We start from the raw sequence: 22,889 nt of genomic DNA on the forward strand, positions 1-22,889 counted from the left end.
CGGCCTCTTTATGCAGCTCTGGCTGCAACCTGCGGCACGGCTGCCGGCTTCTGCAGATGATCCGCCCAGGTGATGATCTCGAAATTACCGTCGTCGTGTTCGACGAGCGCGGTGCAGCTCTCGACCCAGTCGCCGCAATTCATGTAGCGAATGCCGCCCTCGTCGCGGATCACGGCGTAGTGGATGTGGCCGCAAATCACGCCGTCGGCGTCGTGGCGCCGCGCCTCGGCGGCAAGCGCCTGCTCGAACGCGCCGATATAATTGACGGCGTTCTTGACCTTCTGCTTGGCCCATTGCGACAGCGACCAATAGGGCACGCCGAACAAGCGCCGGAAGAAGTTGACGAAGCGATTCATCTGGATCGCGAAGTCGTAGGCCTTGTCGCCGAGATGGGCGAGCCAGCGCGCGTTCTGCACCACGAGGTCGAAGATGTCGCCGTGGATGACGAGATAACGCTTGCCATCCACGCCGGTGTGGACGGTGTTCTCGACCACGTCGATGCCGCCGAAATGCGTGCCGTAATAGTTGCGCAGGAACTCGTCGTGATTGCCGGGGATGTAGACGACCTTGGCGCCCTTGCGCGCCTTGCGCAGCAGCTTCTGCACGAGGTCGTTGTGGGATTGCGGCCAGTTCCAGCTCGATTTCAGCGCCCAGCCATCGACGATGTCGCCGACGAGATAGATCGTATCGGCATCATGATAGCGCAGGAAGTCGAGCAGAAGATCGGCTTGAGAACCGCGGGCTCCGAGATGAACGTCGGAGATGAACAACGTGCGAAAGCGCCGCTCCGGGCTCTCGTCACTCACATCGTAACTTCCCATGCGCCAGCCTGTAACAATGTCCCGTGACAGGGGAATGACCGATTGAACTTTTGAGGCACCTTCAGATACGAATCACGCCTTGCCTCGCCCACCCCGCGAATATCAGTCGCATGCGACAATCAGGCGACATGGCGCCGCAGGGGTGCCTAGGATCAGATTGACACTGGACGCCGCGAGAGCAGGTGGGCTCCCTCTCCCGCTTGCGGGAGAGGGTTGGGGAGAGGTTGTCTCCCCAACCGATAGTCAGCGTGTGGAGAGAGCCCTCACCCGCGCCTTCGGCGCGACCTCTCCCGCAAGCGGGAGAGGTTGCGCAAGCCCGCGTCAGTAGAACTTGTGGAAATGATGGATCGGGCCGTGGCCGTGACCGACGCTGAAGCGATCGGCGGCGCCAATCGCGGCGGTGATCCAGGCCTTGGCGTTGCGCACGGCGCTTTCGAGATCCTCGCCTTTGGCCAGCCCCGCCGCAACTGCCGAAGACAGCGAGCAGCCGGTGCCATGGGTGTTGCGGGTCGCAACGCGGGGCGCGGCGAGCGCGATCGTGTTGTCGGCATCGATGAGATAGTCGGTGCTCTCCGCGCCCTCGCCGTGCCCGCCCTTGATCAGGACCGCACGGCAGCCGAGCGCCAGCAGGCGCCGCCCCTGCTTTTCGATCTCAGCCTCGCTTGCCGCGATCGGCTCGTCGAGCAGAGCCGCGGCCTCCGGCAGATTGGGCGTGATCACGGACGCCAGCGGCATCAGCTTGGTGCGCAGGGCATCGACGGCTTCGGACGCCAGCAGGCGGTCGCCCGATGTCGCCACCATCACGGGATCGAGCACCACATGCCCCGGTTGCCAGCGCGAAAGCGCCGCCGCAATCGCATCAATGCTGGCGACCTGGGCCACCATGCCGATTTTCACGGCGCCGACCTTAAGATCGGCGAACACCGCGTCGATCTGCGCGGTGACGAAGGCGGCAGGCACGGCCTGAATGCCGGTGACGCCGCGCGTGTTCTGAGCCGTCAGTGCCGTGATGGCGGAAGCGCCATAGACGCCGAGCGCGGCAAAGGTCTTCAGATCGGCCTGGATGCCGGCGCCGCCGCTCGAATCGGAGCCGGCGATGGTGAGTGCGACCGGGGTCGTCATCGCCGGACACATTTGCTGGATACGGACACCGCCATGGCCTGTCCTAGCGCGACCGCGCAACACCGGCAAGCGCGCCGGGCCGTAGCCGACCGTGATTCGCGATACCGTGGCGCACCGAATCAGGCGCACATTGCGGGCTTCGCCCCGCAATGGTGCGGGCTTGAAAATGCAACCGCGCCGGGCCCTTGGTATAGTCGCGAACTGCTTCGCCGATGTGTGAGACGTCAGGTGGTGGAACCATTCACCGATGCTGCGGGCCGCCCCGGCCCGCAAGCCGCCTGGAACGGAATCTTGGGGTGGAACGATGTGGGCCTTTTTTGAACGTCTCCTCGACTCGTCCATGCTTTCGCCGCACGGCATCTGCCTGTTGTGGGAGCCTGAGCTGATCTGGCTTCACGTCGTTGCCGACGCCTGCATTGCCGCCGCCTATTTTTCGATCCCGTTTGCCCTTGCGATTCTGGTCACCAAGCGGCGCGACCTCAAATTCGGCTGGGTCTACTGGGCATTCGCGATCTTCATCATGGCGTGCGGCCTGACCCATGTGTTGTCGATCTACACGCTCTGGGTTCCGATCTACGGCATCGAGGGCATCGTCAAGGCGGCGACCGCGGTGGCATCGGTGGTTACTGCGGGCGCGCTCTGGCCGCTGCTGCCGAAGATCCTGACGATCCCCTCGCCGTTCGAGCTGCGGCAGGTCCAGGCCGCGCTCGAGGAGGAGGAAATCAAGACCCGGGACGCCACGCTGCTGCTCCAGCAGGTCGGAGACGCGCAGCGTGCGATGCGCGAGAGCGTGGCGCGCCTCACTGCAATCGTCGAGACCGCGGTCGACGGCGTCATCCTGTTGGATGCGCAGGACCGCATCCTGCTGTTCAATCCGGCCTGCGAGCGCTTGTTCGGCTACTCTGCCGACGAGGTGATGAGCCGCAACGTCGGGATGCTGATGCCCGAGGCGGCCGCTGGGCCCGACAGCCACGCGAGCCATTTCGCGACCGCGGGCGAGGCCATTGGCCTCCGCAAGGACGGATCGACCTTTCCGATGGACGTGTCGGTCGGCCAGGCGCGTCAGGACGGCGAATTGATCTTCGTCGGCATCGTCCACGACCTGACCGCGCGCAAGCTGACCGAGCAGCAGCTCCAGCAGGCGCAGAAGATGGAGACGGTCGGTCAGCTTTCCGGAGGCATCGCTCACGACTTCAACAATCTGCTCACCGTCATCATCGGCAACGCCGAGCACATGAGCGAGCAGCTCAAGGCTCGGCCCGATCTGCGGCGCTTTGCCGACGACATCTGCCAGTCGGGCGAACGGGGCGCCGAGCTAACGCAGCGGCTGCTCGCATTCAGCCGCCGCCAGTTGCTGCAGCCCCAGATGATCGATTGCCGTGGCCTGCTCGATTCCATGTTCAAGCTGCTCAAGCGCACCTTGCGTGAAGACATCGAGACCAGGACGAGCACCGGCCCCGGCACGATCGTGGCGTTTGCCGATCGCGCCCAGCTGGAATCCGCCGTGCTCAACCTCGCGCTCAACGCGCAGGACGCCATGCCCGCAGGAGGACATTTGACGCTGAGCACGGAGCTGACCGCGATCGACGAGGACTATTGCACCCTTCACCCCGAAGTCGCAGCCGGCGCTTACGCGTTGATCTCGATCACCGACGACGGCGAAGGCATGACACCTGACGTCAGCGCACGCGCCTTCGAGCCGTTCTTCACCACCAAGGAAGTCGGCAAGGGCTCGGGCCTCGGCCTCAGCATGGTCTATGGCTTTGCGAAGCAATCAGGCGGCCACGTCTCGATCTACAGCGAGACCGGCCTTGGGACGACGGTCCGAATCTATCTGCCGCGCGCGGACACCGGACAATCGCAGGCCGACCTGTCCGATGGCGAGGACGCGGCGCCGCGAGGATACGAGACGATCCTGATCGCGGAGGACGATCCGTTCGTCCGTTCCTCCGTCATTCGCAGGGTGGAAGCGCTCGGATATCGCGTCGTTGCCGCGGTCAACGGCAAGGAGGCCTTGCAGCAGCTGCGCACCGACCCCGGCATCGACATGCTGTTCACCGATATCGTGATGCCGGGCGGCATGAACGGCTGGGAGCTCTCCGATCAGGCGCGGCGGATTCGTCCCGGTCTGCCGGTCCTGTTCACCTCGGGCTACGCACTGGAGACCCTGGTCGAGCAGGGCCGAGCGCCTGCACAGGCGATCGTGCTGACCAAGCCCTATCGCAAGGTCGAGCTCGCCCAGCGGCTCAGAGACGCATTTGCCGCGACGGCCGTGACGTCCTGAATGCCCGGCCGGCAACTGGCGGCCGGCAAGTCCGCTTGCTAAATCGTACCGGTTTTGGCCTATTAGCCGCCAGATACGCTTTCGGAGTGCCCGCGATGGTTCCTTTTTTCGTCCAGATCAAATGCAAGCTCGGACAGTCCTATACGGTCGCCAATGCGCTTGCCGAAGCCGAGATCGCTTCCGAGATCTACTCCACGGCCGGCCAATACGATCTCCTTGTGAAGTTCTATGTCGACAAGGACACCGACATCGGCCATTTCGTGAACGAGAAGGTGCAGGTGCTGCCGGGCATCCAGGACACCCTCACCATCATCACCTTCAAGGCGTTTGGCGCCAGCTGAGCTAACCAGCTTCCTTGCCGGCTTCCTTGCGCTTGGGCCGCGGCGGACCGTCCACCGGCGGCAGCGATTTGAGATAGTCCGCCATCGCCGCAAGGTCCTCGTCGGACAGTTGCGAGGTGTTCTTGATCACACGCGTCATCGCGCCGCCGACGCTGTCGCCGTCGGGCAATTCGCCGTTTTTGAGAAAATAGGCAATGTCCTTCGCGCTCCACTCGCCGAGGCGCTTCTGCGTGATGTTGGGCACCCAGCCCTCACCTTCCGGATTGGGGCCGCCGGCAAAGCGCTGGCCTTCGATGATGCCGCCGAGCGCGTTACGCGGGCTGTGGCATTCGGCGCAATGGCCAAAACTGTTGACGAGATAGGCACCGCGATTCCATTGCGGCGACTTCGTACCGTCGGCAATGAGCGGCTTGTCGTCCAGAAACAGGAATTTCCAGATGCCGACGTTGCGCCGGATATCGAAGGGAAAGCGCATGTCATGGCCGCGCACCCTGCCGATCACAGGCGGAAGCGTCTTCAGATAGGCGAAGAGATCGAGCACGTCCTCGCGCCTTGCGCGCTGATAGGACGTATAGGGAAAGGCAGGAAAATAATGCTGCCCGCCCGGCGAAACGCCGTGCATCACCGCGTTGACGAAGTCGGCGTCGGTCCATTTGCCGATACCGTCATTCGGATCGGGGGAGATGTTCGGCGCGTAGAACGTTCCGAACGGGGACTTGATCGCGACGCCGCCACCGAGCCTGACACGATCGGGCTGGTCGGGAGTGGCATGGCAGGACGCGCAGCCCCCGGCATTGAACATCGCCTCGCCGTTGGCAAGGTTTGCCACATGGGCCGGCGCATGGCCCGCGGCTGCCACGACCGGCGCGCTGAGCCACCAATAGACGCCGGCGGCAGCGACCGCGGCGAGCAGCCCTACGAGAATTGTTCGTTGCAACATGCAGATCCATTCACTCGTCGCGGCAAACCTAGGACCAATGTCGTCGCGGCTCCAGCCACGAAGAATTTAGCCTGCCCTGGCCGGAAACGGGAATAAACTGAAATGCCGGCTGTTGAAAGTTTGGCAGCCCGAACGGGTTCAGCAGGGAGAATGTCATGAACAAGACCGTCATCGCCGTGTTGGCGCTCGGTGCCGTCGCTTTTGCGGGCCCGGCCAGCGCCGAAAAGCTCAAAGCAACGCTCGACGGCAAGTCCGAAGTGCCGGCAACGACCAGCAGCGCCACCGGAACCGCCGATCTGGATTATGATGCCGCCAGCAAGAAGCTGTCCTGGACCGTCACCTATTCCGGGCTCTCCGGCCCGGCCACTGCAGCGCATTTCCATGGGCCTGCCGAGGCCGGCAAGAACGCCGGCGTCGCGGTTGCGATCCCGAATGCGACCTCGAGCCCGGTCAAGGGCGAAGCGACGCTCACCGATGCGCAGGCCGCCGATCTGCTCGGCGGCAAGCTCTACGTCAACATTCACACCGCGGCCAATCCGGGCGGCGAGATCCGCGGTCAGGTCACGAAGTAAGCCGCAACGCTGCTTCGTCGCGCGAAGGCCGGGCGCAAGAGGGAGCGTCCGGCCTTTTCGATTCCAAAGCGGTTAACCTAGGTAGCCCGGATGAAGCGCAGCGCAATCCGGGACGGACTCCGAGGGGGTGAAGACCCCGGATTACGCTAGCGTCCATCCCGGGCTACGCATCTTTCGACGCGGTCAAGCCGCATTCAGCGCCTGCGTGAGGTCGGCGATCAGGTCCGACGGGTTCTCGATGCCGATCGACAGCCGGATCGTGGAATCGAGCACGCCGATCTTCTGGCGGATGTCGGCGGGAACGCCGGAATGAGTCATGGTTGCAGGCAGGCTCGCGAGCGACTCGGTGCCGCCGAGACTCACCGCCAGCTTGAGGATCTGCAGCGCGTTGAGGAATTTGACGGCTGCCTCCTTGCCGCCGACGATGTCGAAGGAGAAGGTGGATCCCGCCCCCAGACACTGCCGCGCGAACGCACGCCCGGCTGGCGAGGACTCCTCGTGATGACCGAGGTAGTGGACCTTGGCGACCTTGGGGTGATCGCGCAAGAAGTCCGCTACGAGGCGCGCGTTGCTGTTGGCCTTCTCCATGCGCAGGCTCAGCGTTTCGAGCGAGCGGTTGATCATCCAGCAGGAATGCGGATCGAGCTGGGTGCCGATGGCGCCGCGCAGCGCCTTGATGCCCTTCATGATCGCCTTCGAGCCGAGCGCCGCACCCGCGATCAGATCGGAATGACCGCCGACATATTTGGTGAGCGAGTACAAGGAAAGGTCCGCGCCGTGCTCGATCGGCCGCTGAAACACCGGCCCGAGCAGCGTATTGTCGCAGGCGATGATCGGCGTGTCGCCTTGCGCCTTTCCGATGGAATCGGCGACACGGCGGATCATGGCGATGTCGACCAGGCCGTTGGTCGGATTGGCCGGTGTCTCGATCAGGATCATCGAGACGCGGCCTTTGGCCATGGCCTCCTCCGCGGCCTGCTTGACCGCCGCCTCGTCGACCCCGTCGGCGAAGCCGACGGCGCCGATCGACAGACGCGCCAGCGTGTTCGTGAGCAGCGTTTCCGTCCCGCCATAGAGCGGCTGGGAGTGCAGGATGACGTCGCCGGGGCGGACGAAGGCAAGGATCGTCGTCGCGATGGCCGCCATGCCGGATGAGAACAGCGCGCAGCTTTCGGTGCGCTCGTAGATCGAGAGCCTGTCCTCGACGATCTCGCTGTTGGGATGATTGAAGCGCGAATAGACCAGGCCCGCGCCCATCCCTTCCGGCGGCTCGCGCCGGCCGGCGACGAAATCGAAGAAGTCCTGCCCGTCATCGGCCGTCTTGAACACGAAGGTGGAGGTCAGGAACACCGGGGGCTTGATGGCGCCTTCCGACAGCTGCGGATCATAGCCATAGGTCAGCATCAGCGTCTCGGGATGCAGCATGTGATTGCCGATGTGCGTCTTCGACGGAAACGGTTTTGCCATGGCCTGTCTCGCTCTTGATTGAGATCCTCGCCGCGCGTTGGAACTCCCGATGTCATGCAGTCAGGAAAGAGACGCGCCGACTCGCATCAGCGCCGCGGCTGTTGACTCGAAGATAGCCGCTCCGGCAGCGATCCGTCAGACCTTGCGAACAGAAAAAAGGGCAGTCGCTTTCGCAACTGCCCTTCGATTCCCGCGGCCCGGATGAGCGAGACGACATCCGGGACAAGTTTATCAACCCGCACAGGCTTCCTGGATTTCGCTGCGCTCCATCCGGGCTACAAAAGCCACCGCCTCAGCTGTTCTTGACGCGGTAGGTCTCGTGACAACCGCCGCATTCCTTCCCAACCGCGGGAAAATTCGCCTTGAGCGTGTCGATATCCTTGATTTTGCCCTTGGCCTCGCCGACGATCTTGGCGAAGCTCGCGACCTTGGCATCGAACCCTGCCTTGTCCTCCCAGATCTTCGGCGAGGCGCTATAGTCGCCCTCGGGCTTGATGCCCTTGGCGCTGGCCGGAAACAGGTTCGGCAGCTTCTTGGCGGTATCCTCGAACTGCGCCAACGCGCTGTCCACCGTGGCCTGATCATAGGGCTTTTCGCCCTTGACCATCGCCGCGACCGCGCCGGCGTTCTTGCCGTTGCCCTTCATGAGGGTCTGGACTTCCTTGACGGAGTTCTGATCCGCCCAGACGGCGCCCATCCCGAGCAGCAGCGCGCCCCCAACAACCAACACTCGCTTCATTCGCAAAATCCCTTTCGCTGAGACAGGATCGTGCTGACCCCACATTGGGCCAACCCCGATTGGCAGATTTCATTCCATCCAGAGCGCGACGATAAATCGTCGCACTCCGGATCATTTGGCTGAGCCCGCAAAAACGCGTTCCGCGTCTGCTTGGACTTACAGGCTGTGACGGCGATGGTGCTCGTTGATGGCGATCCACACCCGCTCGGGCGTTGCCGGCATGTCGATGTGGTCGATCTTGTATTCGCGCCAGAGGGCGTCGACGATGGCGTTCACGACCGCCGGACAGGAGCCGATCGCGCCGGCCTCGCCCGCCCCCTTCACGCCCATCGGATTGGTCTTGCAGGGGACGTTGTTGGTCTCGAACACGAAGGCCGGCCCGTCCGCCGCGCGCGGCAGCGCATAGTCCATGAAGGTCGCCGTGATGAGCTGGCCGTCATTGGGTCCATAGACCACCTGCTCCATCAGGGCCTGGCCGATGCCCTGCATGGCGCCGCCATGCACCTGGCCGGCCAACAGCAGTGGATTGAGCGTCTTGCCGAAATCATCGACGATCACGTAGTTGACGATCTTGATGATGCCGGTGGCCGGATCGATCTCGACCTCCGCGACATGCGTGCCGTTGGGATAGGTGCCGTCGGCGCTGGCGAAGGTCGCGCTGGCATTCAGCTTCGACGGATCGACGTCCGGCCGCTTGGCGAGATCGGCGAACGAGATCGAACGGTCGGTGCCGGCGATGCGCACCACCCCTTCCGAAATCTCGAGGTCGCCGGCGCCGGCCTCCAGCGCCTGCGCCGCGATTTCCTTCAGCTTTTGCCCGAGCTCGCGCGTGGCGCGCTCGACGCTGACGCCGCCGGATGGAATCGAGGCCGAGCCGCCGGTGCCGAGGCCGGTGGCGATCATATCGGTGTCACCCTGGTGGATGTGCACGCGCTCGGGCGCAACGCCGAACTGCTCGGCAACGATCTGCGCATAGGCGGTCTGGTGGCCCTGTCCGCTCGACTGCGTGCCGATCAGGACGGTGACGTCGCCATTGGGATCGAGCCGCACATTGGCGGTCTCCTCGCCCATGGTGCCACAGATCTCGACATAGCTGGCATGGCCGATGCCGCGGATCAGGCCGGCCTTCTTGGCCACCTTGGCGCGCTTTGGAAACTCCTTCCATTCGGCGATCTCCATCGCGCGCTTCAGATGCGCGGCGAAGTCGCCGGAATCGTAGACCTTGCCCGTGGCCGTCTTGTAGGGCAGCGCCTTCGGCGGGATGAAGTTCTTGCGGCGGATCGCATCCGGCGTCATGTCGAGTTTTCGCGCGCAGGCGTCGACAAGGCGCTCGATGACATAGGCGGCCTCGGGGCGGCCCGCACCGCGATAGGCGTCCACCGGCACGCTGTGCGTGAAGATCGTGCGCACCCGGCAATGGAAGGCCTGGATGTCATAGAGGCCCGGCAGCATGCCGGCGCCGCCATGCGGGATGTAGGGCCCGAAGGTCGACAGATACGCACCCATGTCGCCCATCAGGTCGCAATCCATCGCGAGGAATTTGCCGTCTTCAGTCAGCGCCATCTTCGCGGTGGTGACGTTGTCGCGGCCCTGCGCATCGCCCAGGAAATGCTCGGAACGGTCGGCCGCCCACTTCACCGCCTTCTTCAGCTTGCGCGCTGCGACCGCCAACAGGGCGTATTCCCGATAGGGAAACAGCTTTGTGCCGAACCCACCGCCGACATCGGGGCAGATCACCCGCATCTTGTCGGTGGGGATGTTGAGTACGTTCTGGCAGAGGATGTCGCGCAGGCGGTGGCTGCCCTGGCTGCCGACCGTCAGCGTCAGATGATCACGCTTGGCATCGTATTCACAGACCGCGGCGCGCGTCTCCATGAAGCTCGCGACCACGCGCGGATTGACGATGGAGATTTCGGCCACCGCATGCGCCTTGGTGAAGGCGGCTTCGGTCGCCGCCTTGTCGCCGATCGAGACATCGAACAGCACGTTGCCGGCCTTGTCGGGCCACACCTGCGGTGCGCCCTTCTTCACGGCGTTGACGACACCGGTCACCGATGGCAGCGGGCTCCATTTGACGTCGATCGCCTCGATCGCGTCACGGGCCTGATCGATGGTCTCGGCGACGACGAAGGCGATGGAATCGCCGACATGGCGCACCTCGTCCTTGGCCAGGATCGGGTATGGCGGGCCGGTGAACGGATCGGTCTCGAGATTGAACAGGCACGGCAGATTGCCGAGATCCCTCACGTCGTCGGCGGTCAGGATCAGCGCGACGCCGGGAAGCCCGCGGGCACGGCTCACATCGATGGTGTATTTGGCATGCGCGTGCGGGGAACGGAGCATCAGGCAGCGCAACGCAGCCTGCGGCGCGTAATCGTCGGTATAGCGGCCCTTGCCGCGAATGAGCGCATCATCCTCCTTGCGCAGCACGCTTTGGCCAACGCCGAACTTGATGGGAGCCGCCATTTTATCTTCCCGTTCTCATGGTTGTTGCCGGCATATTGCCGTGGAAAAAGTGGCAAGGCAAACGGGTTTAGGCGGGCCGTTCCCATGGAGATGATGATTCGAGCCGCCCTCGCCGGTTCTGGGCAGCCGCGCCAGACCCGCGTCAGTGGCTGAATTTCCTGACCATCAGATACTTGTCATACGTGACGTCACCTATGCGGACGGCAGCGGGATCCGTCCCGTAGACCTTGAATCCGTTGCGCTCATAGGTCCTGATTGCAGCGGTCGCTTCGAGCAGGACGGCAAGATGCACCTGCTCGACGCATGCCTCGGCGTGGGCAAGAAGCTCCTTGATGAGCCGATCTCCGATACCCTGACCTCGGCCATCTTCCCTCACGTAAACCGTGAAGATATGACCCCTGTGCCGCGATCGCCGATCTGGCGACAAGTAGAAGCCGGCGACTCCGATCAGATGTCCGCGCGCAAAGGCGCCAAGGATCGCTCCGCTCAGCCAATCGCGATAAGCCGCCAGCATCGCCTCGCCGCCCTCATCCTCCTCACGAGAACCAAAGGTTTGAGGGTGTGTCTGAAGCGCCTCCGCGCGAATGTCGCGGAAGAGATCGAGATCGTCGACAGTCAATCGTCGGATGTCCACGTCCGCCTGGGCGCGGGCCTCATGCGATGTCATGATCGCCTCCTCTCCTTGTCGCAGCGTGGTCGGATGGGATCGCGGTCGTCACATCCCACCACGGCCCCACAGAGTCCGCGCATTGTCTCTCAACCTATTGAGGGCGCGTTCAGGCGCGATGCTGTCAATCTCGCCACGCGACAAGCCCATGTCCATCAGATCCCTGTCGTTCAGGTCCTGCAAGGTGACCTGTGCACGCGGCCACCGCTCCTGAAACGCACGCCAGGATCGTCTGGGCAGGCTCAAGACGATGGAGAGGTCGGGGCGAAGTCTCGCGGCATCGCCCTCTGGCGCAGCCGCAATGTTCGTCTGTTGGGGTGGCATGGGATGCTCCTGCTGTTGTGCCGGCAGGGAGCGTGGCCACAAAAAAGGCCCCGTCCGATGCCGGCGGGGCCTGGTGGAAAAGATGTCGTCGAATTGCTAGCGCACGACTCCTCCCACGGCCCAGCCGAAGCGGGTCACGTGGTTGCGGTTGACGATGCGCGAGCATTTGATCATGCAGCGCTGATACCACGGCAATCGCACGAAATCAAGAGATGTACGGATGCCTCTTGCAGCCTGGAGGTGAGCGCGCTGCTCGCCTAGCCGCGCACCAGCGAAATCAGCCACTTGCGGCCGAACAAGATGAGGATCGCGAGCGCGTAGACGATCGTGCCGCCGACCGCGAGCAGGGCCAGCGTCAACTCATCGTGGAAGCGCATCGCTCCCAGCGCGGGACCGCTGAAGCGCGCGATCAGCCAGAACGCTGCGGCGAGGAGCAGTCCGGTCAGCAGGAATTTGCCGAGCGACATCAGCCAGGCGCGATCAAGCACGAGAAAGCCCCGCCGCACGGCGAAGAAGAGCACCAGCAGGAGATTGGTCCAGACGCCGACCGCGGTTGCCAGCGCAAGGCCGATCTGGGCGAGCGATCCCATCAGGGCGACCTTCAGCGCGACGTTGACCGCGATGCCGGTCAGCGACGCCCGCACCGGGGTCGCGGTATCCTTGCGCGCATAGAAGGTCGCGACCGCGCTGCGGATCAACACGAAAGGAATGAGGCCGATGGCGTAGGCCGCGAGCGTGGCGCCGGCGGCGGCGGCATCGGCCTTCGAGAACGCGCCGCGGGCGAACAGCGCGCGCATGATCGCGTCGGGCACGGTGATGAAAGCCGCCACGAACGGGATCGAGAACAGCAGCGTGAAATCGAAAGCGCGCCGCTGCGCCTTCATCGCACCGTCATGGTCGTTGGCGGTGATCCGCCGCGACATCTCCGGCAGCAGCACGGTGCCGATGGCGATGCCGATGACGCCGATTGGCAGCTGGTTGAGCCGGTCGGCATAATAGAGCGCCGACAGCGCGCCCGCCGGCAGGAAGGTCGCGATGATGGTATCGGCGAACAGCGCGACCTGCGTTCCCATCGAGCCCAGGGTCGCAGGTCCCAGTGCTTTGAAGAAGCCACGGACGTCTTCGTCGAGCTTCAGCGGCGCAAAGCGCGGCAGGCCGCCATGGCGGGCGAGATCACCGGCGAGCAGGAAATATTGCAGGAAGCCAGAGATCAGGACGCCCCAGGCCGCGGCATGGCCCGCGGTCGGAAACCAGACGGCAACCGCCAGCGTCATCATCATCGCGACATTGAGGAAGATCGAGGCAGCCGCGGCGCTGGCAAAGCGCTGCATCACGTTGAGCATGCCGCCATAAAGCGTCACCAGCGTGATCAGCAGCAGATAGGGAAAGGTGATCCGCGTCAGCTCGATCGCCAGCTTGCGCTGCTCGGCATCCTCACTGAAGCCCGGTGCAAGGAGGCTCATCGCCTGCGGCATGAACAGCCAGGCGACGATCAGCAGCAGGACTTGCGAGGCCAGCAACAACGTGAAGATGCGGTCGGCGAACAGTTTTGCCGCCGCCTCCCCCTTCTCGCCATGCACATGGGCATAGGCCGGCACCCAGGCGGCGTTGAATGCGCCCTCGGCGAAGATCGCGCGGAAATGATTGGGCAGCCGCAGCGCCACGAAAAAGGCGTCGGCCACCGGGCCGGCGCCGAGGATCGCCGCGAGCATGATGTCGCGCGCAAATCCCGTCAGCCGCGAGAGCAGCGTATAACCACCAACCGTGAAGATCCGTCCGAGCATGCGTCTGTTTTAGAGACTTATCAGCCTAAGGATAAGGCTTTGAAGTTTGACGTGATTAAAAAAGACGGCCGCTCGGCTTGCGATGCGTGTTGCTGTGCCCTCTCCCCTTGTGGGAGAGGGCAGCGCCGAGGGTAGACGCAAGCTCAATCGGGTGAGGGGTCTCCCTCAGCACTTTCCGCGCGGAGAGAGACCCCTCACCCGACTTCGCTTCGCGAAGCCACCCTCTCCCACAAGGGGAGAGGGGAAGAAATCAGCCCGCCAGCGCGCCGCGCACGGCGGCGATCACGCGCTCCTGATCGGCTTCGGTCAGGTAGGCGTGCATCGGCAGGCTGATGACGTCCTGCGACAGGCTCTCGCAGCCAGGCAGGCCGCCGTCAGCAACCGGATATTGCTTGTAGGCGGTCTGCTGATGCATCGACTTGCCGTAATAAATCGCGGTCGGCACGCCCTGCGCTTTTAGCGCGGCAGCGAAACCGTCGCGGTCGGTGCCATCAGGCAGGCGGATCGTGTACTGCGCCCAGACCGAGGTGTTGCCGGGCGCCAGACGCGGCACGGTGACGACGTTGGACAAGCCACGCGCGTAACGTTCCGCAACCTTGTTGCGGGCGGCGATTTCGTCGTCAAAGATCTTCAGCTTCTCGATCAGGACCGCTGCCTGCATGGTGTCGAGCCGGCCGGTCAGACCGAGGCGGACGTTGTCGTACTTGTCGACGCCCTGCCCGTGCACGCGGATGCTGCGCAGTGTCGCCGCGAGCTCGTCGTCATCGGTGAAGATGGCGCCGCCGTCGCCGAAGCAGCCGAGCGGCTTTGCAGGGAAAAAGCTGGTCGCAGTGGCGAGCCCGAAAGTACCGAGCTTGCGGCCCTTGTAGCTCGCACCGAACCCTTGCGCGGCGTCATCGAGCACGAACAGGCCCTCGGCCTTGGCGATCTCGGCGATGGCGTCGTGATCGGCGGGTTGGCCGAACAGATCGACCGGAATGACCGCGACGGGCTTGAGGCCGGCCTTCCGTGCAGCCGCGATGCCGCGCTTCAGCGACTCCGGGCTCATGTTGAAGGTGGCTTCATCGACGTCGACATAAACCGGCGTCGCGCCGGTCCGCGCCACCGGCGAAGCGGTTGCGATGAAGGTGAAGGACGGACACAGCACGGCATCGCCGGGTCCGACATTTTTGGCCATCATCACCATCAGGATGGCGTCGGTGCCGCTGGCGCAGCCGATCACATGCTTGGCGCCGCTGTAGGCCGCGAGCTGCTTCTCGAACTCGGCGACTTCAGGACCGTTGACGAACTGGCAGTGGTCCATCACGCGCTTGACCGCGGCATCCAGCGAAGCGCCGAGCCGGCGGCGCTGCGAGCCGACGTCGATGAAGGGAATGGGTTCGGAACGCAGATGCTGGTTCATGGTCTGGTTCTTGGCGCCTTCTTGAATGGTCGACATGGATAAAGGGTTCAGCCGGCGACGCGGCGCGGGCCCTTGAGCGCGGGCGATTTGGCCGCGGGCCGTGACGGCGTCTCGAGGCACTGCGTGGCGATTTCGAGGCTGGCGACGCCTTCGTCGCCGGTGACCGCCGGCGTTTCGCCGTTGCGCACGGCCTTGAGGAATGCGATCAGCTCGGCGCGCAGCGGCTCGTCATGACCGACCGGCAGATGCCGCATCGAGTAGCTGCCGTCTGGTTTGAAGCCGAAGCACTCGGTGACCTGGCGCGTCAGGAGATCGCCCATTACGTATTTGCCGCGGGTCGCGACCGTGACACTGCGCGCTTTGAACGGCGTCAGCCAGTTGGTGTTGATGTGCGCGAGCACGCCGCTCTCGGTGCGGAACTGCAACAGCGCGATGTCCTCGCGCTCGGCAACCGCGCTCGATAGCTGCGGCTGCACCTCGACGATGTCGGATTCGGTGAACCAGCGGATCAGATCAATGTCGTGCACGGCGAGGTCGATGACGACGCCGACATTGGACATGCGCGGCGGGAACGGGCCGACGCGCGTGATCGCGATGGAGAGAATGTCCTCGCCCGCGATCGCCTGCTTGACGGCGGCGACCGCCGGATTGAAGCGCTCGACATGGCCGATCATCAGCGTCACGCCGGCCTTTTGCGCGGCGGCAACGATCTCGCGGCCCTCTTCGACCGTGGACGCAATCGGCTTCTCGACCAGGACATGAATGCTCTTGGCGATGCAGGCGAGCGCGACCTCGTGATGCAGATGGGTGGGAGCTGCGATGGTGACGGCATCGACGCCTTCGGCGAAGAGCTGGTCGAGCGTCTCGAAGCTCGCGCAACTGGCAAGTTCGGTCGCGCGCGTGCGATGCGCAGGCGAAGGATCGACGACGCCGACGAGGCTGACGCCGGGAAGACCGCTAAGCACCCGCGCATGGTTGCTGCCCATCACGCCGGCGCCAATGACGCCGACGCGCAAGCCGGCCTTTGCCGGTGCAGACCCTTTGGAACTCATTTGAGCAAACCCCGATTCAACACAAATCCCCGGCGCGCTTCTAGCACGGACGCCACATTTGTGGCGAATGCCGCCTTGGCGGCCCGGACACGATTTGATTCAAAAAGTTACACGTTCCCCGGGCCTTAAGCCGAAAAATACCGCCTCTTCGGCCCGGGTCGCGTGATTCGGAGTTTGCTGGTTACGACCTTTGATAGTCGTCTTCAATCCGGATGATGTCGTCTTCCCCGAGATAGCTTCCGGTCTGGACCTCGATCAGTTCCAGCATGATTTTACCGGGGTTCTCCATGCGGTGGACCGCACCCATGGGAATGTAGATCGACTCGTTCTCGTGCACGGTCTTCACGGTCTCGTTGACGGTGACACGGGCTGCGCCGCGAACCACGATCCAGTGCTCGGCACGATGATGGTGCTTCTGCAGCGACAGCCGCCCGCCCGGCTTCACCACGATGCGCTTGACCTGGTGGCGCTCACCATTGTCGACGGACTGATAGCTGCCCCAGGGCCGATGCACTTTGAGATGCTCCTCGGTGACCTTGGGCGCGACCGCCTTCAGCTTCGTGACCAGACGCTTCAGGCCGTTGGCATCCTTCTGGCGCGAGACCAGAACCGCGTCCGCGGTTGCGACCACGACGAGATCGTCGACGCCTTCGAGCGCGACCAGCGCCTGGTCGGTGGTGACGTTGCAGTTGCGGGAATCCTCGAACACCGCGGCCCCATGCGCCGCATTGCCTTGCGCGTCCTTGTCCGAGAGCTCCCACACTGCGTGCCAGGAGCCGACGTCGGACCAGCCGCACGACACCGGCACGACCGCTGCGCGCGAAGTTTTCTCCATCACGGCATAGTCGATCGAGATCGCCTTCGCCGCGCCGAACGCCTCGGGCTCCAGCGTGACGAAGCCGAGATCGCGGCCGGCATTGTTGACCGCATTGGTGACGGCATCGACGCTTGCCGCATCGACCTTGCGGTATTCGTCGAGCAGCACGCTGGCCGGGAACATGAAGTTGCCGCTGTTCCAGAGATAGCCCGAATTGACGTAGTCGGAGGCCTTCACCGCGTCCGGCTTCTCGACGAAGCGCGCGACCGCATGCACTTCCCCGGAGATCACCTCACCCGGATTGATGTAGCCATATTCGGTCGCCGGCCGCTCCGGCTTGACGCCGAAGGTGACGATGCGCCCGGTGCTCGCGGCCGCAAGACCTTCGCGGCAGGCGGCGACGAAAGCGGCAGTGTCCTGCACCACGTGATCGGCGGCGAGGGCGAGCACGACGGCTTCACTGGCGCGGTTCTGTGCGAACGCCGCGCCCGCGGCGATCGCAGGTCCTGAATCACGCCGCATCGGCTCGAGGATCACGTCGGCCTCGATGCCGATCTCGGCGAGCTGCTCCAGCACCATGAAACGATAGGACGCGTTGGTGATGACGATCGGCCGGTCGAACAGCTGTGGATCCGAGACGCGCAGCAGCGTGTCCTGGAAGGTCGAGCGCGTGCCGAACAGCGGCAGGAACTGCTTGGGCCGCACCTCGCGCGAAGCCGGCCAAAGCCGCGTGCCGGCGCCGCCGCACATGATCAGGGGGATTATGCGTTTGTCCATCGTCATCTCAAACCTTGAAGTAGTCCCGATACCAGGTGACAAAATTGTGGACCCCATGCTCGATCGGCGTTGACGGTGCAAAGCCGGTGTCGCGCATCAAATCCTCGACATCCGCGAACGTTTCCAGCACATCTCCCGGCTGCATCGGCAGCAATTCTTTGATCGCCGTCCGGCCCAGCTCCCGCTCCAGAAGACCGACGACGTGCATCAGTTCCTCCGGATGGTGATTGCCGACATTGTAGACCTTAAACGGCGCATTTGCGGCAGCCGGATCGTCGGCGGGCACAAGATCGATCAGCCTGGATACTACACGCGTCACATCATCAATATAGGTGAAGTCGCGGCGCATCTGCCCATGGTTAAAGAGCCGGATCGGCTTGCCCGCCATGATGGCGTTCACGAACAGAAACATGGCCATGTCGGGCCGACCCCACGGGCCGTAAATGGTAAAGAAGCGCAGACCCGTGACCGGCAGGCGATAGAGATGGCTGTAGGACTGCGCCATCACCTCGTTCGCCTTCTTGGTTGCGGCGTAGAAGCTCACGGGATGATCGGTGCGGTCCGCAACCGCAAATGGCAGTTTTGTGTTGGCGCCATAAACGGAGGATGACGAGGCGTAGACGAGATGACGACAGCCGTAGTTGCGGCAGCCCTCGAGCACGTTGAGAAAGCCCTGCAGATTGGAATCCGCGTAAGCGTGCGGTTGCTCGATCGAGTAGCGCACGCCAGCCTGCGCCGCGAGATGCACAACCTCTGTAAAGCGATGCTGCGCAAACAGCGCCGCCATCGCCTCGCGGTCGGCAAGATCGGCCTCGACGAAGGAAAAGCGGGAGTCGCTCTCCAACAGCGCCAGACGCGCCCGTTTCAATGCCGGATCGTAATAGGCGTTGAGATTGTCGAGCCCGACGACGGACCGGCCTTCGCCCAGGAGTTGCCGGGCAACGTGAAAGCCGATGAAGCCAGCCGCCCCCGTGACCAAAATCGCCTGATCCATCATCCTGTTCCCTGGGGATAGCCAACCCGCGATGCCTGTTTTGCCGCGGTATTGCGGGGGTCGCAATAGCCAGGCCGCCCTTTCATAACGGCTATTGCAAGATCGGCGCCAAAACCATACCAAAGCGGCCGAATTCGGCGCTCGCGTCGGGTTGCCTCAAATCCTCGCAAACCCTGTTCATGCGGACGAGATGCGCCGAATCCTGCTGTCGACGGCCAAAATCCTGATTTCCGCTGCGCTGCTCTATCTGGCGCTGCGCAAGGTCGATCTATCCGAACTGTTTTCGCGCTTCACCGTGACCAGCCTGTTCTGGATCGGCGTGGCGATCGCGATCACGTTCCTGCAGATCTTCGTCGGCGTGCTGCGCTGGCGCGAGATCAGCGCCGTCTGCGGCGCGCCGCTCGAGCTCGGCCGCGCCATGCGCTACAACGTGATCGGCTCTTTCTTCAACCAGACCCTGCCGTCGGCGATCGGCGGCGATGCGGTCCGGCTGTGGCTCGTCGCGCGCGCCGGCGCGGGCTGGCGTGCGGCGACCTACTCGATCTTCGTCGACCGCGCGATCGGCTTGATCGCGCTCGCGATCGTGATCGTCGCGAGCCTGCCCTGGAGCTACACCCTGATCACCGACCCGCACGGACGTTCGGCGCTGCTGCTCGTCGATCTCCTGGCGCTCGCCGGCGGCCTCGGCTTCCTGATCTTCGGCGCGCTGAAATGGCGCTGGCTGAAGACCTGGTGGGCCACGCATCACCTTCACGCCTGTGCGGTGATCGCCAACCGCGTGATCTTCAGCCGCACCCGCGGGCCGATCATCGCAATCCTGTCGGTGCTCGTTCACGTGCTCGCTGTCGTCATCGCCTGGTGCGTGGTGCAGTCGATTGCGGCCCCGGTCCGCTTCAGCGACGTCTTTCTGCTGGTGCCGCCCGTGATGCTGATCACGATGATGCCGATCTCGATCGCCGGCTGGGGCGTGCGTGAAGCCACGATGGGCCTGGCGTTCGGTTTCGCCGGACTTGCCGCCAACGAGGGCGTCAACATCTCGCTGCTGTTCGGCGCCGTATCCTTCATCGTCGGTGCGTTCGGGGGCCTCGTCTGGATCCTCAGCGCGGAGAAGGCGGCGCAAGGCTCGGCTCCGATCGGAGTGCCGGAGTGACGACCCTCGTCTCGGGTCCGGACCCTGCGGCCGGACTGGTGCTGCTCGCGCTTGCGCCAGCTGGGCTGGCCGCACTGATCTCCGCCGGCATCACTTGGTGCAGCATGCCGCTGCTGCAGCGCTATGCGTTGGCGCGTCCGAACGCACGCTCATCACACAAGCTCCCAACACCGCAAGGTGCGGGCGTCGCGGTCGTCGCCGCCACCCTGCTTGTCGGCTGGATTTATGCTTGGATTCCCCTGCCCCTGATCGGCTCCGCCGTGCTGATCGCTCTGGTCGGGCTTGTCGACGACATCAGGCCGCTGCCGGTCGTGCTCCGGCTCCTGTTGCAGGCGGGAGCTGTGGCCGCCGTCGTGCTCACGACACCGGAGGCGATGCGGATCGTTCCAGCCCTGCCGCTTGCCGCTGAACGCACCCTCCTTCTGGTCGGCGGCGTCTGGTTCGTGAACCTCGTCAATTTCATGGACGGGCTCGACCTCATGACCGTGGCGGAGGTGGTGCCTGTCACGGCCGCGCTCGGATTGCTCGGCTGGTATGGCGACCTCTCTCCGTCCGTAGCGTGGCTCGCGATGGCCCTGTGCGGCGCCATGCTTGGCTTTGCGCCCTTCAACAGGCCGGTCGCAAAGGTGTTCTTGGGCGATGTCGGCAGCCTGCCGATCGGCCTCTTGCTCGGCTGGTGCCTGCTGGAGCTTGCCTGGCAGGGGCACCCCGCTGCGGCGCTGCTGCTGCCAGCCTATTACCTTGCGGATTCCACCATCACGCTGTTTCGGCGCATCATCAGGCGCGAGCCGTTCTGGTCGGCGCACCGCACGCATTTCTATCAGCGCGCCACTGACAACGGATTCACCGTCAAGCGGGTGACCGGCGAGGTGTTCGCGCTCAATCTCGTGCTGGCGTTGCTTGCCGTCGTCACCGTTCGCGCCGGCTCGCTGACGGTCACGATCGTGTCCTTGTTCGCAGGCGCAGTCCCGGTCGCTTTCGTGCTGCAGCGCTTCTCGCGCACTCAGACGTCCTGAGCCGACAACGCCAGCCGCAACCCTTCGTCCAGGGAGACCTCCGGCTGCCAGCCGGTCGCGAGCGCCTTGGAGATGTTGAGCTCGAGCGAGCCGATCAGGCTGTCATGCGTATCCTGCCGGCCCATGACGCTCAGCAGCGTGCTGAGCAGGCCCGGCGGCATGCCGAACAGCCGCAGGCTCTTGCCGGACGCATCGGCCAGACGCGTGATAAATTCGGGTGTCGAGACCTGCTCCCTGTCGGCCACGAGGAAGATTTCGAAATTGCTGGCGGGATCATGATGACCGAGCCGGCGCAAGATGAACGACGACAGGTTCTGCACGGCAAGAAAAGCGCGCTGGTTGCGGATCGCGGCAAAGGGCAGCGGCAGCCCGAGATCGACCGCACGCGTCAGCAGCGCGAAATTGCCCTTGGCGCCGGCGCCATAGACCAGCGGCGGCCGGATCACCGAGATTTTCATATCGTTATCGCGCGCCAGCGTTCTCAAGCCCGCCTCGGCCGCGGCCTTGGACATGCCGTAGAGGCCGCGCGGCGTCAGGATGTCGTTCTCGCTGAATGGGGCGCGGCCCTCGTTGCTGCGGCCGTGCACGAGCACGGTGCTGACGAAGACGAACTGGCGCACGCCGGCCGTCGCCGCGCAGCGTGCCAAATGCAGCGTGCCGGCGATGTTGACGTTGCGGTAGAGCTGGACCGCGTGCTCCTCGTGCTTGTGGTGCACACGCGCAGCGAGATGGACGACGGCGTCGACGCCTTCCAGCGCGGCCTGCCAATCGGTCTCCGGACCGATTGTTTCGATCACGACTTCGCCCTCGACGCCTTCCGAACTGCGAACCGCGCGGCGGACCGACCATCCCTCGCGAGCGAGCGCCGGCACGATATGACGGCCAACGAAGCCGCTCGCTCCCGTCACCAATACGACCGGCTTCTTCTCGTTCATCGTTGCTCCGACAGGTCCGGGTTGCGCAACAATTCGTCGATCAGCGCCGCATAGGCATTCATTGCGGTCGTCCTGTCAAACCGGGATGCCGCCTTCACCGCGCGCGCTGCGATGGTGCCGTCGTCGGACCGGGACGCCGCGCGGATCGCGTCTGCAAGCTGATCGGCGCGGCCTGGCGTCACGACCCAGCCGAGCCCGTTCTCCACCACCGTCAAGGCGGCCTCGGCCTCCGGCTCGGACACCAGCACCACGGGGCGGCCGACCGCCAGCAGATTGTAGAACCGGCTCGGCACCGACACCCCCGCAACGTCCTTCCGGTACGGAATGATCCAGAGATCGGCGGACGCCAGAAACGCCTCGAGCTCGGAATCCTCGACGCGCCCGACAAAGGAGACATTGGGAAGGCTCGCCGCCGCCTGCAACTGCTTCAGTCGTTCGAAGCCGATGCCCCAGCCGGACAGCAGGAAGTGAATGTCCGCCTCGTCCTTGAGAAGCCGCGCCGCCTCGAACACGATGTCCGGATCATGGGTGAAGCCCAGATTGCCCGACAGGCCGACGATGAAGCGCGCGGCAATCGCCTCGCGGAACGGATTGTCCGAACTGACCGGCCGCGGCGTGGGCACCAGCGTCGCCCAGTTCGGGATGAAGCGGATCTTGTTCCGCCTCATTCCGGAATAGCTCAGCAGCGGACGCTCCGCGTCGCGGCCGATGGTGACGACGGCATTGAGCGCGCGGAACATCAGGCCGTTGGCGGCCCGCATCGTCCGCGTCACCAGCGAGCCGGGCTTCAAGAGGCCCGCCATCACCAGCACGTCGGGAAAGAGGTCGTGCAGGATCAGTGCCGAGCGCGCCCCCTTGAACCTGGCTGCCGCCACCACCGCGTAAGGCAGCATGAACGGCGCGGTGACCGTGAGCACGACGTCCCCTCGCCTCAGCTGCCGCGTCAATGCGAAGAACGTGCGCGCCGCGAACAGGAGCTCGGACACTCCGCGCCGCACCAGCGCCGCCTTGCCTGCCAGGCTGTTCTTGATTGCGACGACGCGCGGCTTGCCCGGGCCGGTCTGCGAGGCCGGCAATGCGCCCGGCCAGCCCGAGAGCACGACGACCTCGTGCCCGGCGGCGAGACGGCAGGCGATCTCGGCCATGATCGCCGCCGTCGTGCTGGTATCCGGCGGATAATGCTGGCTCGCGACGACGATCTTGCCGGAGGGCTGCATGG

19 protein-coding genes are annotated in these 22,889 nt (G+C 64.4%); 5 read left to right on the forward strand and 14 right to left on the reverse strand.

What is annotated here, in order from left to right:
* Positions 1-8: 8 nt before the first annotated feature.
* Entirely contained in the window at positions 9-821 is an 813-nt protein-coding gene (locus tag IVB26_RS27405; RefSeq protein ID WP_247968228.1) for a UDP-2,3-diacylglucosamine diphosphatase, read from the reverse strand.
* A gap of 321 nt (positions 822-1,142) precedes the next feature.
* Positions 1,143-1,943, reverse strand: a complete 801-nt coding sequence (gene thiD / locus IVB26_RS27410; RefSeq protein WP_247968229.1) for a bifunctional hydroxymethylpyrimidine kinase/phosphomethylpyrimidine kinase — start codon at positions 1,941-1,943, stop codon at positions 1,143-1,145.
* A 340-nt stretch (positions 1,944-2,283) separates the two neighbouring features.
* Here thiD and IVB26_RS27415 point away from each other — a divergent pair, with 340 nt between their 5' ends.
* Together IVB26_RS27415 and IVB26_RS27420 are read left to right on the forward strand one after the other, a co-directional pair.
* A complete protein-coding gene (locus tag IVB26_RS27415; protein ID WP_247968230.1) occupies positions 2,284-4,227 on the forward strand; it encodes a hybrid sensor histidine kinase/response regulator in 1,944 nt (647 codons plus the stop codon).
* Between the two features lie 95 nt (positions 4,228-4,322).
* Positions 4,323-4,568 (forward strand): Lrp/AsnC ligand binding domain-containing protein, encoded by a 246-nt coding sequence (locus IVB26_RS27420; protein ID WP_018317369.1) that lies wholly within the window; start codon positions 4,323-4,325, stop codon positions 4,566-4,568.
* Between the two features lies 1 nt (position 4,569).
* Here the strand turns inward: IVB26_RS27420 and IVB26_RS27425 are convergent, their stop codons facing one another.
* Positions 4,570-5,508 carry a cytochrome c gene (locus tag IVB26_RS27425; protein WP_247968231.1) on the reverse strand — a complete coding sequence of 313 codons (939 nt, stop codon included), beginning with the start codon at positions 5,506-5,508 and terminating at the stop codon, positions 4,570-4,572.
* Between the two features lie 155 nt (positions 5,509-5,663).
* On the opposite strand from IVB26_RS27425, the gene IVB26_RS27430 reads away from it, so the two are divergent.
* Positions 5,664-6,080, forward strand: a complete 417-nt coding sequence (locus tag IVB26_RS27430; RefSeq protein ID WP_247968232.1) for a CHRD domain-containing protein — start codon at positions 5,664-5,666, stop codon at positions 6,078-6,080.
* Between the two features lie 183 nt (positions 6,081-6,263).
* Here the strand turns inward: IVB26_RS27430 and IVB26_RS27435 are convergent, their stop codons facing one another.
* The 9 genes from IVB26_RS27435 to IVB26_RS27480 all read right to left on the reverse strand — a co-directional run bounded on the left by IVB26_RS27435 (position 6,264) and on the right by IVB26_RS27480 (position 18,572).
* Positions 6,264-7,547 carry a cystathionine gamma-synthase family protein gene (locus IVB26_RS27435; protein WP_247968233.1) on the reverse strand — a complete coding sequence of 428 codons (1,284 nt, stop codon included), beginning with the start codon at positions 7,545-7,547 and terminating at the stop codon, positions 6,264-6,266.
* 292 nt (positions 7,548-7,839) lie between these two features.
* On the reverse strand, positions 7,840-8,286 hold the full coding sequence (locus tag IVB26_RS27440; protein ID WP_247968234.1) for a c-type cytochrome: 447 nt from the start codon (positions 8,284-8,286) through the stop codon (positions 7,840-7,842).
* A 156-nt stretch (positions 8,287-8,442) separates the two neighbouring features.
* The gene (locus tag IVB26_RS27445; protein WP_247968235.1) at positions 8,443-10,752 is read right to left on the reverse strand and encodes a xanthine dehydrogenase family protein molybdopterin-binding subunit; all 2,310 of its coding nucleotides are present in this window, start codon (positions 10,750-10,752) and stop codon (positions 8,443-8,445) included.
* A gap of 142 nt (positions 10,753-10,894) precedes the next feature.
* A complete protein-coding gene (locus tag IVB26_RS27450) occupies positions 10,895-11,371 on the reverse strand; it encodes a GNAT family N-acetyltransferase (protein WP_247968236.1) in 477 nt (158 codons plus the stop codon).
* Positions 11,372-12,000: 629 nt separating this feature from the next.
* Complete coding sequence (gene murJ, locus IVB26_RS27460; protein ID WP_247968238.1) at positions 12,001-13,527, reverse strand: murein biosynthesis integral membrane protein MurJ; 1,527 nt, start codon at positions 13,525-13,527, stop codon at positions 12,001-12,003.
* A 250-nt stretch (positions 13,528-13,777) separates the two neighbouring features.
* Entirely contained in the window at positions 13,778-14,965 is a 1,188-nt protein-coding gene (locus IVB26_RS27465; protein WP_276578698.1) for a DegT/DnrJ/EryC1/StrS family aminotransferase, read from the reverse strand.
* Positions 14,966-14,976: 11 nt separating this feature from the next.
* Complete coding sequence (locus IVB26_RS27470) at positions 14,977-15,981, reverse strand: Gfo/Idh/MocA family protein (RefSeq protein ID WP_247968239.1); 1,005 nt, start codon at positions 15,979-15,981, stop codon at positions 14,977-14,979.
* Between the two features lie 181 nt (positions 15,982-16,162).
* Positions 16,163-17,575 (reverse strand): mannose-1-phosphate guanylyltransferase/mannose-6-phosphate isomerase, encoded by a 1,413-nt coding sequence (locus tag IVB26_RS27475; RefSeq protein ID WP_247968240.1) that lies wholly within the window; start codon positions 17,573-17,575, stop codon positions 16,163-16,165.
* 7 nt (positions 17,576-17,582) lie between these two features.
* Positions 17,583-18,572 (reverse strand): NAD-dependent epimerase, encoded by a 990-nt coding sequence (locus tag IVB26_RS27480; RefSeq protein WP_247973282.1) that lies wholly within the window; start codon positions 18,570-18,572, stop codon positions 17,583-17,585.
* 187 nt (positions 18,573-18,759) lie between these two features.
* Between IVB26_RS27480 and IVB26_RS27485 the strand changes: the two genes are divergently transcribed.
* Together IVB26_RS27485 and IVB26_RS27490 are read left to right on the forward strand one after the other, a co-directional pair.
* On the forward strand, positions 18,760-19,719 hold the full coding sequence (locus IVB26_RS27485) for a lysylphosphatidylglycerol synthase transmembrane domain-containing protein (protein WP_247968241.1): 960 nt from the start codon (positions 18,760-18,762) through the stop codon (positions 19,717-19,719).
* Positions 19,716-20,735, forward strand: coding sequence for an MraY family glycosyltransferase (locus IVB26_RS27490; RefSeq protein WP_458309289.1), 1,020 nt, complete (start codon positions 19,716-19,718; stop codon positions 20,733-20,735). The genes IVB26_RS27485 and IVB26_RS27490 overlap by 4 nt, the downstream gene beginning before the upstream one ends.
* Here the strand turns inward: IVB26_RS27490 and IVB26_RS27495 are convergent.
* Positions 20,723-21,670 carry an NAD-dependent epimerase/dehydratase family protein gene (locus IVB26_RS27495; protein WP_247968242.1) on the reverse strand — a complete coding sequence of 316 codons (948 nt, stop codon included), beginning with the start codon at positions 21,668-21,670 and terminating at the stop codon, positions 20,723-20,725. The two genes, IVB26_RS27490 and IVB26_RS27495, sit on opposite strands and share 13 nt — an antisense overlap.
* Entirely contained in the window at positions 21,667-22,887 is a 1,221-nt protein-coding gene (locus IVB26_RS27500) for a glycosyltransferase family 4 protein (RefSeq protein WP_247968243.1), read from the reverse strand. Before IVB26_RS27500 ends, IVB26_RS27495 begins: the two co-directional genes overlap by 4 nt.
* Between the last annotated feature and the right edge of the window lie 2 nt (positions 22,888-22,889).

The sequence above is a fragment of the Bradyrhizobium sp. 195 genome (genome assembly GCF_023101665.1).
Lineage (GTDB): Bacteria > Pseudomonadota > Alphaproteobacteria > Rhizobiales > Xanthobacteraceae > Bradyrhizobium.

Coding starts and splice junctions, on each gene's coding strand:
- IVB26_RS27405 (WP_247968228.1), bottom strand. CDS start 821: ATGGGAAGTTACGATGTGAGTGACGAGAGCCCGGAGCGGCGCTTTCGC.
- thiD (WP_247968229.1), bottom strand. CDS start 1,943: ATGACGACCCCGGTCGCACTCACCATCGCCGGCTCCGATTCGAGCGGC.
- IVB26_RS27500 (WP_247968243.1), bottom strand. CDS start 22,887: ATGCAGCCCTCCGGCAAGATCGTCGTCGCGAGCCAGCATTATCCGCCG.
- IVB26_RS27425 (WP_247968231.1), bottom strand. CDS start 5,508: ATGTTGCAACGAACAATTCTCGTAGGGCTGCTCGCCGCGGTCGCTGCC.
- IVB26_RS27445 (WP_247968235.1), bottom strand. CDS start 10,752: ATGGCGGCTCCCATCAAGTTCGGCGTTGGCCAAAGCGTGCTGCGCAAG.
- IVB26_RS27440 (WP_247968234.1), bottom strand. CDS start 8,286: ATGAAGCGAGTGTTGGTTGTTGGGGGCGCGCTGCTGCTCGGGATGGGC.
- IVB26_RS27435 (WP_247968233.1), bottom strand. CDS start 7,547: ATGGCAAAACCGTTTCCGTCGAAGACGCACATCGGCAATCACATGCTG.
- IVB26_RS27475 (WP_247968240.1), bottom strand. CDS start 17,575: ATGGACAAACGCATAATCCCCCTGATCATGTGCGGCGGCGCCGGCACG.
- murJ (WP_247968238.1), bottom strand. CDS start 13,527: ATGCTCGGACGGATCTTCACGGTTGGTGGTTATACGCTGCTCTCGCGG.
- IVB26_RS27485 (WP_247968241.1), top strand. CDS start 18,760: ATGCGCCGAATCCTGCTGTCGACGGCCAAAATCCTGATTTCCGCTGCG.
- IVB26_RS27470 (WP_247968239.1), bottom strand. CDS start 15,981: ATGAGTTCCAAAGGGTCTGCACCGGCAAAGGCCGGCTTGCGCGTCGGC.
- IVB26_RS27480 (WP_247973282.1), bottom strand. CDS start 18,572: ATGATGGATCAGGCGATTTTGGTCACGGGGGCGGCTGGCTTCATCGGC.
- IVB26_RS27465 (WP_276578698.1), bottom strand. CDS start 14,965: ATGTCGACCATTCAAGAAGGCGCCAAGAACCAGACCATGAACCAGCAT.
- IVB26_RS27495 (WP_247968242.1), bottom strand. CDS start 21,670: ATGAACGAGAAGAAGCCGGTCGTATTGGTGACGGGAGCGAGCGGCTTC.
- IVB26_RS27415 (WP_247968230.1), top strand. CDS start 2,284: ATGCTTTCGCCGCACGGCATCTGCCTGTTGTGGGAGCCTGAGCTGATC.
- IVB26_RS27420 (WP_018317369.1), top strand. CDS start 4,323: ATGGTTCCTTTTTTCGTCCAGATCAAATGCAAGCTCGGACAGTCCTAT.
- IVB26_RS27430 (WP_247968232.1), top strand. CDS start 5,664: ATGAACAAGACCGTCATCGCCGTGTTGGCGCTCGGTGCCGTCGCTTTT.